This window comes from Pseudomonas sp. NCHU5216 (genome assembly GCF_052156495.1).
Taxonomy (GTDB): domain Bacteria; phylum Pseudomonadota; class Gammaproteobacteria; order Pseudomonadales; family Pseudomonadaceae; genus Aquipseudomonas.
In genome coordinates this window covers 109379-122188 of the sequence record NZ_JBQLIX010000004.1, presented here as the reverse complement: position 1 = coordinate 122188, position 12810 = coordinate 109379, and the positions used below count along the sequence as shown (strand labels likewise).

Here is a 12810-nt window from a genome sequence, read left to right as displayed (position 1 = left end):
GATAAGGATGCCTTAGATGCTGAAGAAGATCGTTCTGGCCGCCGTGGCCGGCGCCACCCTGCTGACTGGCTCGTTGAGCCATGCTGCCGTCGACACCCCTTTCCACAACGCTTCCTACGACATCGCCCGTGAGCTGTTCGGCGAGATCAACCCCAAGTTCGTCGAGTACTGGAAGGAGAAGACCGGCAAGGAGGTGAAGATCATCCAGTCCTTCGCCGGCACCTCGCGCCAGGCGCAGGACATCATCCAGGGCAAGAAGGTGGATGTGGTCACCTTCAACCAGGTGACCGACGTGGACATCCTGGCCAAGCGCGGCCTGCTGCGCGAAGACTGGGCCAAGCAGTTCCCCAACAACAGCTCGCCCTACTACAGCACCACCGCCTTCCTGGTACGCGAAGGCAACCCGAAGAACATCAAGAGCTGGGACGACCTGATTCGCGATGACGTGAAGCTGGTGTTCCCCAACCCGAAAACCTCCGGCAACGCCCGCTACAGCTACCTGGGCGCCTGGCTGTTCGCCAACGAGAAATTCAACGGCGACCAGGAGAAGGTCAAGGCCTTCGTCGGCAAGCTCTTGAAGAACGTCGAGAACTTCCCCACCGGCGGCCGTGGCGCCACCGTGGCCTTTGCCCAGAACGGCCAGGGCGACGTGCTGCTGACCTTCGAGTCGGAAGTGATCAACATTGCCAAGGGTGACGAGTTCAAGTCTTCCAACCTGCAGATCGTGGTGCCGGAGGTCAGCGTGCTGGCCGAATTCCCGGTGGCCATCGTCGACAAGGTGGCCGACGAGCGCGGCACCCGCGAGCAGGCCAAGGCCTTCCTCGACTTCCAGTACAGCAAGGACATCCAGCAACTGCTGACCCGCTACAACTACCGCGTGCACAACCCGGAAGTGGTGGAGGCGACCAAGGCCCAGTTCGCCCCGGTACGCCTGATCAACCCGACCGAGGTGCTGGGTAGCTGGGACGAGATCACCGCCAAGCATTTCGACAACGGTGGTATCCTCGACCAGCTTCTCGCTGCCGGTCGCTGATCGGGACTCAGGGCGGGTGTAACCCGCCCTGGTGTTACGCTACAGATCAACTGTCGCTCGGACGGCTTTCGGGTAGGGTGCGCCGTGCGCACCAAGCACGCACTGCGGTCTTCGTGGTGCGCGCAGCGCACCCTACCCGAAAGCAGCCGAGCACATGCCGACATGTGATCTGTGTTGAGGCACTGGGCAAGCATCGTATTGGTCTGTTGGCCGCCATCTTGGCGGCCAACTGCATTTGTAGAGCCGAGCTTTTTCGTGAGCAAACCGACGCTGTTCTTCCGACAGACCCCGCTGCTGCCTGGCTTTGGCCTGAGCTTCGGCGTCAGTGTGCTGTACCTGTCGCTGGTGATCCTGCTGCCGCTGTCGGCGCTGCTGCTGTACGTCAGCGACATGACCTGGGCGCAGTACTGGTTCGCCATCAGCGACCCGCGCGTGGTGCAGAGCTACAAGGTGACGATCTCGGCGGCGTTCTACTCCACCCTGGCGGTGTTGGCGATCGGCCTGCTGCTGGCCTGGATCATCACCCGCTACGACTTTCCCGGTCGGCGCCTGGTGGATGCGCTGATCGACCTGCCGTTCGCCCTGCCCACCTCGGTGGCCGGCCTGACCCTGGCCACGCTGCTGGTGCCCAACGGCTGGATCGGTCAGTGGCTGGGCTTCAAGGTGGCCTATGCCTACACCGGTATCGTCGTGGCCATGGTGTTCACCAGCATTCCCTTCGTGGTGCGCACGGTGCAGCCGGTGCTGCAGGATCTTGGCGCCGAGTACGAAGAGGCCGCGCGCACCCTGGGCGCCAGCCGCCTGCAGACCTTCCGCCACGTGGTGCTGCCGACCCTGACGCCGGCGCTGGTCACCGGCGGCTCGCAGGCCTTCATCCGCAGCCTCGGTGAGTTCGGCGCGGTGATCATGATAGCGGGCAACATCCCCTACAAGACGGAGGTCAGTTCGCTGATGATTTTCGTCCGCTTGCAGGAATTCAATTACCCGGCGGCAGCGGCCATCGCTTCGGTGATCCTGCTGGCATCGCTGACTCTTCTCTTTCTCCTGCAACTGGTGCAGGGGCGTCTGTTCGCATGGCAACGGCAAGGTCGATGAAAAAGCCCCAGGATTGGCGCCAATGGGCGCTGGTAACACTCGGTCTGACGCTGGTGGCACTGATTCTGCTGGTGCCGCTGGCGCTGATCTTCAGCAAGGCCCTGGCCGGCGGGCTCGACCTGCTGTGGAGCAACCTGAACGAAGACTACATGCTTCACGCCATCGGCCTGACCCTGTTCGTGGCGGTGATCACCGTGCCGCTGAACCTGTGCTTCGGCATCTGCCTGGCCTGGTGCGTGACCCATTACGACTTCCGTGGGCGCAAGGTGCTGACCACGCTGATCGACATTCCCTACGCGGTGTCGCCGGTGGTCGCCGGCCTTTGCTACCTGGTGGTGTACGGCCTGGAAAGCTTCATCGGCCGCTGGTTCTACGATCATGGCATGCAACTGATGTTCGCCTGGCCGGGCATCGTCATGGTCACGGTATTCGTCACCGCGCCCTATGTGGCGCGCATCCTGATTCCGGTGATGCAGGCCCAGGGCCAGGACGAGGAAACCGCCGCCATGTGTCTGGGCGCCAGCGGCTGGCAGATCTTCCGCCGCATCAGCCTGCCGAAGATCAAGTGGGCGCTGCTGTACGGCGTGGTGGTCACCAATGCGCGTGCGGTGGGCGAGTTCGGCGCGGTGTCGGTGGTGTCCGGCACCATCATCAACCAGACCCTGACCCTGCCGCTTTTGGTCGACCAGCTCAACAACGACTACAAGCCTGCGGCCGCCTTCACTGCCGCTGGCCTGCTGGCTTGCATGGCCCTGCTCACGCTGTTCCTGAAAACCTTCATGGAGTGGCGCCAACGGCGCCTGCTGCAGCGCGCCGAGGCCTGATCCCTCAGCTACCCGCACCTGGCGGCAGCGCTGCCTGCATGCGCTGCGCTGCCCGTGCCTGGTCATGCACGGCGGCGGGTTGCGGGTGGCCGAAGTGATAGCCCTGGCCATAGTCGCAACCCAGTTCGCGCAGGAAGTCGGCCTGGGCCTCTTCCTCGATGCCTTCGGCCAGCACTTTGAGGCCCAGGCTGTGGCCGAGGGCGATCACCGCTCTTGAGATGGCGGCGTCCTCCGGGTCGTCCGGCAGGCCTCGCACGAAGCTCTGGTCGAGCTTGAGCTTGTGCACCGGCAGGCGCTTGAGACGGGCCAGCGAGCTGTAGCCGGTGCCGAAGTCGTCGATGGCCAGGCGCACGCCCAGCGCGCGCAGGCGGGTCAGCAGGTTGAGGGCCGCAGTGGGGTCTTCCATCACCGCGCTCTCCGTCACTTCAAGTTCTAGCTGTGCTGGATTCAGTCCCGTCTTGGCCAGCACCTGGGCAACGTGCAGATCCAGCTCGCCGCGCCCGAACTGACGGCTGGACACGTTTACCGCGACGAACTGCGGGCCGTTGCGCTCGAGGTTCCACTGCACCATCTGCGCGCAGGCCTGCTCCAGCACCCAGGCGTCGATGGCTCCGATCATGCCGTTTTCCTCGGCCACCGGAATGAACTCCGCCGGTGACACCAGGCCGCGCTCGGGGTGCTGCCAGCGCACCAGGGCCTCCATGCCCACCAGATTGCCGTCATGCAGGTCGTGCAGGGGCTGGTAGAACACGCGCAGTTCACCGTTTTCCAGGGCATGGCGCAGGCTGCTGGCCAGCTCCACCCGTTGCCGGGCGTAATCGGTCAGTTCCTGCGCGTAGAAGGCGAAGCTTTCGCGGCCCGTGCTCTTGGCCTTGAACAGCGCCGAGTCGGCATTGCGCAGCACCTGTTCGACGCCCTCGGCATCGTTGGGGAACAGGCTGATGCCAATGCTGGCGCTGATGTAGAGCTCGTTGCCATCGAGGCGAAAGGGCGCATGCAGGCTATTGAGCAGGGCTTGCGCCAGTTCGGCGGCCTGTGCCGCTTCGTGGCATTGCTCGTGCAGCAGGCCGAACTCGTCACCGCCCAGGCGAGCCAGGGTCACGCCGCTGGGAATGACTTGCTGCAGACGTTCGCCGACGGACTTGAGCAGCAGGTCGCCGACGTTATGCCCGAGGCTTTCGTTGATGTGCTTGAAGTGATCCAGATCGAGCAGTAGCACGGCGCCGGAGCGTGACTCCTGGCTGCGCTCCATGGCATGGGCGACCCGTTCGGTGAACAGCAGGCGGTTGGGCAGGTTGCTCAGCGGGTCGTGGTGGGCCAGGTAGTCCAGCTCGCGCTGCGAACGCTTGAGGGCGGTGATGTCGGAGAAAACCGCCACGTAATGGCTGATCGCGCCCTGGGGATCGTGGATCACCCGAATGCATTGCCATTGCGGGTAGATCTCGCCGCTCTTGCGCCGATTCCACACCTCGCCGGCCCAGGCGCCGTGGCGCTCCAGGGCGTGCCACATGTCGCGGTAGAACACACTGTCGTGACGCCCGGACTTGAGCAGGGTCGGTGCCTGGCCGAGGATTTCTTCGCGGCTGTAGCCGGTGATGCGCGAGAACGCCGGGTTGACGTGCACGATGCATTGCCTAGCATCGGTGACCAGCACGCCTTCCTGAGTGGCGTCGAACACCGCGGCGGCCTGGCGCAGGCTGTCTTCGTCGGCGCGGCGCTGGGTGATGTCGCTGGCAATACCGATAAAGCGCATGGGCTGACCCGCGGCGTTGCACAGCAGGCGGCCGCGCGAATGGATCCAGCGGTAGTTGCCGTCGGCATGGCGCAGGCGGTAGACGTTCTCGTACTGGGTGCCTTGCAGGTTGAGGTCAATCTTCTCCAGCACGCGCTGACGGTCTTCGGGGTGCAGGTATTCGGCCCATTGCTCACGGGTGTCGCCGAGGGCGGCCTTGTCGATGCCAAGCAGGGCCGCGTAGCTATCCGAATAGAACACCCGCTGGCTGCTCATATCCAGATCCCACAGGCCGTCACGGGTGGCATCCAGTGCCAGGCGCAGACGCTCTTCGCTGGTGCTCATGGCCCGCTGCGCGCGGCGGTAGTGAATGGCATGCCGACGTAGCAAGGCATACAGCAGGAAGGCACTGAAGATGACGAACAGCAGCCCCTTGAGCGATTGCAGGTGCTTGTATTGGGCGGGAGCGAGCAGGTCGAGCAACTGATCACTGAGCAGCACCCACAGCGAAGCGACCAGCAGGTAAGCCAGGGTCAGACGCAAGGCGGTTCTATCTATACGCATGGCGAGCAAGGTCGCTCCTGTTATTGTGTGTGCATGCCGGCTGTCCTTGGGGATGGCCTGGCTGAAACATTCTTATCTAAAAGTCCATCTGGTTTTCTGACATGGCTCGGGGATAATGCAGAAAGGTTGGCCCTTGTAGGGCAAACCGCTTACACCTATCAAGAGGCAACAGCGCTCATGTGGTACAACGGTCTACTCGATCTTTCGGTCTGGCAACTGGTGGCAGTCACTCTGCTGATGACGCACGTCACCATCGTCAGCGTCACCGTCTACCTGCACCGCTACTCCGCGCACCGTGCGTTGGAGTTGCATCCTGCTCTCAAACACTTCTTCCGTTTCTGGTTGTGGCTGACCACGGGCCAGAACACCCGCGAGTGGACGGCCATCCACCGCAAGCACCACGCCAAATGTGAAACCGAGGACGACCCGCACAGCCCGGTGATCAAGGGCTTGGGCACGGTCATGCGCAAGGGCGCGGAACTCTACCGCGCCGAAGCCAAGAACCAAGATACCCTGCGCATCTATGGCAAGAACTGCCCGGATGACTGGATCGAACGCAACGTCTACAGCCGCTATCCCATCGGTGGTGTGACCCTCATGGCGATCATCGACCTGGCCCTGTTCGGCGTGCTCGGCATGACCGTCTGGGCGGTGCAGATGATGTGGATTCCGTTCTGGGCCGCTGGTGTCATCAACGGCCTGGGGCATGCCGTCGGCTACCGCAACTTCGAGTGCCGCGACGCCGCCACCAACCTGGTGCCCTGGGGCATCATCGTTGGCGGTGAGGAATTGCACAACAACCACCACACCTACCCCAACAGCGCCAAGCTGTCGGTGCGCAAGTGGGAGTTCGACATGGGCTGGGCCTGGATCAAGCTGTTCAGCTTCCTGGGCCTGGCGCAGGTGCAGCGTGTCGCGCCCATCGCCCATCAGGTCGAAGGCAAGCGCAACCTGGACATGGACACCGCCATGGCCATCCTCAACAACCGCTTCCAGATCATGGCGCAGTACCGCAAGCTGGTGATCGCGCCGCTGGTGAAACAGGAAGTGGCCAAGGCCGATGAGTCCGTTCGTCACCTTTTCCACCGCGCCAAGCGTCTGCTGTCCCGTGAGCCGAGCCTGCTGCATGACCAGCATCATGCGCGCATCGCCGACCTGCTGGCGCAGAGCCAGGCGCTCAAGGTGATCTACGAGAAACGCCTAGCGCTGCAGCAGATCTGGGCCAAGACCAGCAGCAACGGCCACGACATGCTCGAGGCGATGAAACAGTGGGTACACGAGGCCGAGGCCAGCGGTATCCAATCCCTGCGTGAATTCGCCGATCAGCTCAAGACCTACTCGCTGCGTCCGGCGGCTGCACTGGCCTGAAGCCACTGCGCTGCTGGCAAAAGGCCTGCCGAACGGCAGGCCTTTGTCTTTGTCCAAAACCCACTACGCTCAATTTCAGGGTATGAGGGGTTTTATGGCGGCAGTGATGGACGAACAGGATGGCGCGGTAAGCAAGCGTGAGGAACTGACATTGGCGCTGCTGCACAGTCGCGCCGAAGTGGAGCGGCTGCGTGAGCGTGAGCAACTGTTCAGCAGCTTGCTGGGCAGCGTCAATGCCGTGCTCTGGGCCTTCGACTGGGATGAGCAGCGAATCATCTACGTCAGCCCCGCCTACGAACGGATATTCGGGCGCTCCGCCGCCTTGCTGCTGGCCGACTACGACGAGTGGCGCAACAGCATCTACCCTGATGACCTCGATTACGCGGCCGAGAGCCTGGCCAAGGTGCTGGAGACCGGCGCGGTGGAGCAGCGCGAGTACCGCATCCTGCGCAGTGATGGGCAATTGCGCTGGATCAGTGACAAATGCTTCATCAGCCCCAGGCAGGAGTTGGGGGGCGGCACCGTCATCGTCGGCATCGCCGAAGACATCACCGAGAAGAAGCGCCTGGAAGGCGAGCTGCATCGCCTGGCCACCACCGACGTGCTCACCCAGAGCAGCAATCGTCGGTACTTCTTCGAGTGCGCTCGACGCGAGTTCGAGCGAGCCCGCCAGGCTGGCACGCCCATGGCGTTCCTGCTGCTGGATGTGGACGATTTCAAGCAGATCAACGACCGCTATGGTCATCAGGTCGGTGACCAGGTGTTGCAGCGCCTGGCGCACTGCGGGGCAACCGCATTGCGTCGCGATGACCTGTTCGGGCGTATCGGTGGGGAAGAGTTCGCCGCCTTGTTCCCCGGTTGCGAGCAGGCCGTGGCGCTGCAGGTGGCCGAGCGCTTGCAGCGAGAGGTGCAGCGCCTGAGCTTCCAGCATGAAGGCAAGAGTTTCGGCGTGACCCTGAGCCAGGGCCTGACCGTGCTCACCCCCAAGGATGCCAACCTGGAGGCGCTCTATGCCCGTGCCGACGAGGCCATGTACCGGGCCAAGCGCCAGGGCAAGAACCAGATCGTCATAGGTTGACGTGGCGGTTTTCCGCCAAGAATGATCTTTGCATAGGCGGAAAGCTGCCTGCATCAGGCGCTTAATAAAAGTTTCATCGCGCAGCCTGAAAAATGTAACCTTGCGCGGTGGGCTTTACCTTGGCGCAGGGATCGATTGGCACGCTATCTGCCTAGGCATTCGCATCCAAGCCCGGCCAACGGACGCTGGCGCACAATAACAACGATGTGAGTGCTGACTATGAACCAAGTTCCCTGCTTCTGCCTGCCCGCTCACCTGGGTTTCCCCGCGTTGTCCCCTTCCTGAATTCGAGCGCATGCCCATGGGCATCCTTCGAGGATCGCTCGCGCCTGCGCGTACCTCATTCGCTCCGAGCCTGCCTCTTCGTGCTGAAGCCAGTGTTCGGGGGCGATGTGTCACCTTAAACACACTGGAGAGAAACATAATGAGAAAGACCTCCCTGGCACTGGCCGTAGCCGCCGGCACCCTGGGTCTGAGCCAAATGGCCTTCGCCGATCTGGTCGGTGATACCAAAGTCAGCCTGGAAGCCCGTAACTTCTACTTCAACCGTGATTTCCGTCAGGACAACAACGATACCCCGACCCCGGCGCAATCCAAGCAGGACGAGTGGGCACAGGGCTTCATCCTGCGCATGAACTCCGGTTTCACCGACGGCACCGTGGGCTTCGGCGCCGACGCCATCGGCATGTTCGGCTTCAAGCTGAATTCCGGTGGTGGCACTGGCAACAGCGGCCTGCTGGTTCCGGATCGCTCCCGCAAGGCAGGCTCCCAGGACAACTACTCGGATCTGGCCGTAGCCGCCAAGGCCAAGATCTCCAACAGCACCCTGCGTGTTGGCCAGATGCAGTTCAAGAACGCCGCCATCGCCTCCAGCGACGGCCGTCTGCTGCCCCAGGTCTTCGAGGCCGGTCACATCGTCTCCCAGGAAATCGACGGCCTGATGCTGGAAGCCGCTCACGTGCGTGAGGTCAACCACCGCAACTCCGGTGACTACGAAGACATCACCATCACCAACAACTTCAGCAGCAGGACTGGCAGCGCTGGTTCGCGTGGTATCACTGTTCGTGGCGGCGCCACCACCGACTCCTTCGACTTCATTGGCGGCACCTACAAGCTGACCAAGGAGCTGACCGCCGGTTACTACTATTCCAACCTGGACGAGCTGTACAAGCAGCACTCCTTCAACCTGGTGCACGTACTGCCGCTGGGCGACAAGCAGAGCCTGAAGACCGACGTGCGCTTCGCCCGTTCCACCGACGACGGCAACCGCAGCAACGTCGACAACAAGTCCTTCGGTGCCATGGTCACCTACGGTCTGGACGGCCATGCCTTCGGCCTGGGCTACCAGAAGATGAGCGGCGACACCGGCTTCGCCTATATCAGCGGTACCGACCCGTTCCTGGTCAACTACGTTCAAATTGGCGACTTCGCCAACAAGGACGAGAAGTCCTACCAGGCACGTTATGACTTCAACTTCGCCTCCATCGGCATTCCGGGTCTGACCTTCATGACCCGTTACCTGACCGGCGACAACGTCGACCGCGGTCGCACCGCTTCCGAAGGCCGCGAGTGGGAACGCAACACCGAGCTGATGTACGTCTTCCAGGAAGGCGCGCTGAAGAACCTGGGTGTGCGCTGGCGTAACGCGACCGTGCGTTCCAACTTCGCCAACGACATCGACGAGAACCGTCTGATCGTCAGCTACACCCTGCCGCTGATGTAAGTGGCCTGGCAGGGGCGATGTCTCTGCCTGTGGTGTTATTGAAAAGCCCGCCTCCCAGGAGGCGGGCTTTTTTTTGCGGTTGGGTTTTATGCGGGGGGATGACCGACCTACTCGATATCCCACGAACCTCTTTCCTCACTCCGCAGCCAGGCGTTGCGGCGCGTTCGTCGAGGTGGCGAGGATGGCGCTGGCCAGCTCCATGTCGTCAGCCTGCTGCAACTGCGGGTTGTCTGCGCGCAGCTTCTGCAATGCCGCTTCCAGATGCGGGCCACGGATCTCGCCGGCACTGGCGACGAAGCTGCTGGCGTCTTCTTCGGCAGCGGCCACCAGCTTGCGATCCTTGAAGGTGAGGTAGGTAGACGCCGTGGTGGCGCCCGAGGAGAGGATGTCGCGCAGCATTCCATCGGCCGAGGCCGCCTGGACTATCATGCAGCCGCCCAGCACCAGGGCGGCTCGGTTCAGAAAGCGCATGGTGGCACTCCTAAATACGATGATCGATGATCCTGGGAGTGGCCAGTTGGTACGATGGTTCCCTTTGGCCGATGGGCGGCGCAGGGGCAGGTTGCGGGTGGCTCAGGTCTGTGCGCGGCGCTGCTGATGGCTGCGCCAGAGCAGGGCGGCAACCACTGCCAGCAGGCCGAACAGGCTGATCTGCCAGGCCCATGACAGATCCAGCAGGAAGGTGAGGGCGCTGGTGACCACGGCGGCCAGGCCGATCCACAGCAGATAACCGCCGGCGCCGAATACCTCGATGAGCAGTAGCAGCGTTGCCAGAGCCAGCCAGTCCCAGAACGCCAGGTGGTGCAGATACTCCGTCATGTACGCCTGGCTCGCGTGGTCAATGCGCCTGTTTCGATCCCGTTGTGATGCATTGCGGACTCCATTGCCTGAATTCCGCATCTAAGCATAGCCGTGGATGGCCAACTGCCGACCATTGCGCAGGTTGTGCAGGCCCAGGCGTTGCCGGGCGCAGGTGTGGGAAGTCGGTCACATTGCCGGGCGCGGCCAGGAGCTGTTGTCGCTCTGTCGCGGCCGTGTGCGCAACGGCAACAGAGCCTAGCGCTGTTCGCTCTGCGGCGTGACGCGCAATACCTCTTCGATGGTGGTCAACCCGGCGGCGACCTTCTGCGCACCGGACAGGCGCAGGCTGCGCATGCCGTCCTTGAAGGCGGCGCGGCGCAGGGCGGTGAGGTCGGTATCGGCGCTGATCAGCGGCTTGATGGCATCGTTGATGAGCATGATCTCGTACACCCCGGCGCGGCCCCGGTAGCCGGTTTCGCGGCATTCCAGGCAGCCCACGGCATGGTGTGCCTGGGTCGGCAGGGGCGAGCTCCAGGGGCGGGTCAGGCCGTTCCAGGTGTCTTCGTCCAGTTGCACCGGCGCCTTGCAATGGGGGCACAGGGTACGCACCAGGCGCTGGGCCATGACGCCGAGAATGGTGGCCTTGAGCAGGTAGTGCGGCACGCCCAGTTCGAGCAGGCGGGTGATGGCGCTGGGGGCATCGTTGGTATGCAAGGTGGAGAGCACCAGGTGGCCGGTCAGCGCCGCCTGGATGGCCATTTCCGCGGTTTCCAGGTCGCGGATCTCACCCACCATGATGATGTCCGGGTCCTGGCGCATCAGCGCGCGCACGCCGCTGGCGAAGGTCAGGTCGATGTTGTGCTGCACCTGCATCTGGTTGAAGGCGCCTTCGATCATCTCGATGGGGTCTTCGATGGTGCAGACGTTCACCTCCGGCGTGGCCAACTGCTTGAGCGTGGTGTAGAGCGTGGTGGTCTTGCCCGAGCCGGTGGGGCCGGTGACCAGGATGATGCCGTTGGGCTGGCAGGTCATGCTTTCCCAGCGGCGCAGATCCTCGGGGGAAAAGCCGAGCTGATCCGGGCTTTTCAGCAGCACCTCGGGGTCGAAGATACGCATCACCATCTTCTCGCCGAAGGCGGTGGGCAGGGTCGACAGGCGCAGCTCCACCTCGTTGCCATCGGGCGTCTTGGTCTTGACCCGGCCGTCCTGCGGCTTGCGCTTCTCGGCGATGTTCATGCGCCCGAGGTTCTTCAGGCGGCTGACCACCGCCATGGTGACCTGCGCCGGGAACTGATAGACGGTGTGCAGCACGCCGTCGATGCGAAAGCGCACGGTGCCCTGCTCACGGCGTGGCTCGATATGGATATCGCTGGCGCGCTGCTGGAAGGCGTACTGGAACAACCAGTCGACGATGTTGACGATGTGCGCGTCGTTGGCGTCCGGCTCCTGATCCTGCGCGCCGAGGCTGAGCAGTTGCTCGAAGTTGCCGACCCCGCTGATCTTCTGGTCGGTGGCGTTGGCGCCGCTGACCGAACGGGCCAGGCGGTAGAACTCGGTGGTGAAGCGCTGGATATCCACCGGGTTGGCCACCACACGCTTGATCGGGCGCTTGAGCACGTGGACCAGGTTGGCTTCCCAGCTATGCACCAGCGGCTGGCTGCTGGCGATGGTCACGCACTCGCTGTCCACCGCCACGGCGAGAATCTTGTGGCGCTGGGCGAAAGCATAGGACATCAGCGGGGTGATGGCCGGCACGTCGATCTTCAGCGGGTCGATGCGCAGGTAGGGCTGGCCGGCGAACTTGGCCAGCCAGACGGTAAGGGTTTCCAGGTCGAGTTTCTTGCCCGGCCGCGCCAGGTCGTCCACCTGCTGTGCGGCGAGAAATTCCAGCGGGTGCTGCTGGTTGTTCACCGCACTGCGGCGGATGGCCAGGCATTGCTCGGCGACGTCCTGCTCCACGCGCCCTTCGGCGACCAGTTCGCGCAGCAGATCACCGAGATCCAGCACGCGGTCGGGGGAGGTGGTGTGTAAGGCGGACATGCGAGCTCCTCAAGATCGGCCTGAACAAGGGTAGCCGGATTAGGCTCCGTTGCCGTTTCGACGCGTGGGGCGTGAATTGGCAACAGAACCTAGCATGCCCGAAAAGCAGGGGTAGGGCGAAGGCCTGGCAGGGGTGAAAGCCCGTTTCAGGCCACTTCGCTGCTCAAGCTGTGATCCAGGTGGCGCCAGTCCACCTCCCAGACGCAGACCAGGCCCCGCAGTTTCTGCGCCAGTACCCCGGCGCGGTGTGCAGACAGGCCCTGCACCTGCAGCTCGATATGCAGGTCGTCCTGGCGGCGTGTCACCTGCAACACCTCGGGCAGCAACTGCAACTGGGCGAACAGGCCCAGCAGGCGGAGCAGCACCTCGGCTTCGGCGTCGGTGCGCAGGTGATAGGCCACGCAGGCTGCGGGGCGTTCCTGCCAGGGATCGCGGCGGGTTTCGAGGGCAGGGAAGGGCGTGGTATCGGGCATGGCGGCGACTCGGGCTGGTTTTGCTCAAGTTTCTGCCTTGTACGGGCAAAAGTTCTGCCTGATTTTCTGGGTTCTAGCG

At 63.2% G+C, this 12810-nt stretch carries 11 protein-coding genes; 6 read left to right on the top strand and 5 right to left on the bottom strand.

Annotation, left to right across the window (positions count from 1 at the left end; translation table 11 throughout):
* Nucleotides 1–16: 16 nt before the first annotated feature.
* From cysP to cysW, 3 genes are all read left to right on the top strand, one after another.
* On the top strand, nucleotides 17–1033 hold the full coding sequence (gene cysP, locus ACSVIK_RS04885) for a thiosulfate ABC transporter substrate-binding protein CysP (protein ID WP_442443245.1): 1017 nt from the start codon (nucleotides 17–19) through the stop codon (nucleotides 1031–1033).
* A 255-nt stretch (nucleotides 1034–1288) separates the two neighbouring features.
* Nucleotides 1289–2128 (top strand): sulfate ABC transporter permease subunit CysT, encoded by an 840-nt coding sequence (gene cysT / locus ACSVIK_RS04880; protein ID WP_442443244.1) that lies wholly within the window; start codon nucleotides 1289–1291, stop codon nucleotides 2126–2128.
* The gene (gene cysW / locus ACSVIK_RS04875; RefSeq protein WP_442443340.1) at nucleotides 2056–2952 is read left to right on the top strand and encodes a sulfate ABC transporter permease subunit CysW; all 897 of its coding nucleotides are present in this window, start codon (nucleotides 2056–2058) and stop codon (nucleotides 2950–2952) included. Before cysT ends, cysW begins: the two co-directional genes overlap by 73 nt.
* A 4-nt stretch (nucleotides 2953–2956) precedes the next feature.
* Here the strand turns inward: cysW and dibA are convergent, their stop codons facing one another.
* Nucleotides 2957–5248: a phosphodiesterase DibA gene (gene dibA, locus ACSVIK_RS04870; protein ID WP_442443243.1), complete on the bottom strand. Its 2292-nt coding sequence runs from the start codon at nucleotides 5246–5248 to the stop codon at nucleotides 2957–2959.
* Between the two features lie 177 nt (nucleotides 5249–5425).
* Here dibA and desA point away from each other — a divergent pair, with 177 nt between their 5' ends.
* The 3 genes from desA (at nucleotide 5426) to ACSVIK_RS04855 (ending at nucleotide 9417) form a co-directional block, all read left to right on the top strand.
* Nucleotides 5426–6616 (top strand): delta-9 fatty acid desaturase DesA, encoded by a 1191-nt coding sequence (gene desA / locus ACSVIK_RS04865; protein WP_442443242.1) that lies wholly within the window; start codon nucleotides 5426–5428, stop codon nucleotides 6614–6616.
* A 106-nt stretch (nucleotides 6617–6722) separates the two neighbouring features.
* A complete protein-coding gene (locus tag ACSVIK_RS04860; protein ID WP_442443241.1) occupies nucleotides 6723–7694 on the top strand; it encodes a GGDEF domain-containing protein in 972 nt (323 codons plus the stop codon).
* A 424-nt stretch (nucleotides 7695–8118) separates the two neighbouring features.
* Entirely contained in the window at nucleotides 8119–9417 is a 1299-nt protein-coding gene (locus ACSVIK_RS04855; protein WP_442443240.1) for an OprD family porin, read from the top strand.
* Between the two features lie 135 nt (nucleotides 9418–9552).
* Here the strand turns inward: ACSVIK_RS04855 and ACSVIK_RS04850 are convergent, their stop codons facing one another.
* The 4 genes from ACSVIK_RS04850 to ACSVIK_RS04835 form a co-directional block, all read right to left on the bottom strand.
* On the bottom strand, nucleotides 9553–9888 hold the full coding sequence (locus tag ACSVIK_RS04850; RefSeq protein ID WP_442443239.1) for a DUF2388 domain-containing protein: 336 nt from the start codon (nucleotides 9886–9888) through the stop codon (nucleotides 9553–9555).
* 102 nt (nucleotides 9889–9990) lie between these two features.
* Complete coding sequence (locus tag ACSVIK_RS04845) at nucleotides 9991–10236, bottom strand: NfeD family protein (RefSeq protein ID WP_442443238.1); 246 nt, start codon at nucleotides 10234–10236, stop codon at nucleotides 9991–9993.
* A gap of 237 nt (nucleotides 10237–10473) precedes the next feature.
* Nucleotides 10474–12258 (bottom strand): GspE/PulE family protein, encoded by a 1785-nt coding sequence (locus ACSVIK_RS04840; RefSeq protein WP_442443237.1) that lies wholly within the window; start codon nucleotides 12256–12258, stop codon nucleotides 10474–10476.
* Nucleotides 12259–12404: 146 nt separating this feature from the next.
* Entirely contained in the window at nucleotides 12405–12731 is a 327-nt protein-coding gene (locus tag ACSVIK_RS04835) for a hypothetical protein (protein ID WP_442443236.1), read from the bottom strand.
* Between the last annotated feature and the right edge of the window lie 79 nt (nucleotides 12732–12810).

Excerpts from the sequence above, each read along its gene's own strand:
- cysP (WP_442443245.1), top strand. The coding sequence starts at position 17 with ATGCTGAAGAAGATCGTTCTGGCCGCCGTGGCCGGCGCCACCCTGCTG.
- ACSVIK_RS04850 (WP_442443239.1), bottom strand. The coding sequence starts at position 9,888 with ATGCGCTTTCTGAACCGAGCCGCCCTGGTGCTGGGCGGCTGCATGATA.
- dibA (WP_442443243.1), bottom strand. The coding sequence starts at position 5,248 with ATGCGTATAGATAGAACCGCCTTGCGTCTGACCCTGGCTTACCTGCTG.
- ACSVIK_RS04855 (WP_442443240.1), top strand. The coding sequence starts at position 8,119 with ATGAGAAAGACCTCCCTGGCACTGGCCGTAGCCGCCGGCACCCTGGGT.
- ACSVIK_RS04860 (WP_442443241.1), top strand. The coding sequence starts at position 6,723 with ATGGACGAACAGGATGGCGCGGTAAGCAAGCGTGAGGAACTGACATTG.
- ACSVIK_RS04840 (WP_442443237.1), bottom strand. The coding sequence starts at position 12,258 with ATGTCCGCCTTACACACCACCTCCCCCGACCGCGTGCTGGATCTCGGT.
- desA (WP_442443242.1), top strand. The coding sequence starts at position 5,426 with ATGTGGTACAACGGTCTACTCGATCTTTCGGTCTGGCAACTGGTGGCA.
- ACSVIK_RS04835 (WP_442443236.1), bottom strand. The coding sequence starts at position 12,731 with ATGCCCGATACCACGCCCTTCCCTGCCCTCGAAACCCGCCGCGATCCC.
- ACSVIK_RS04845 (WP_442443238.1), bottom strand. The coding sequence starts at position 10,236 with ATGACGGAGTATCTGCACCACCTGGCGTTCTGGGACTGGCTGGCTCTG.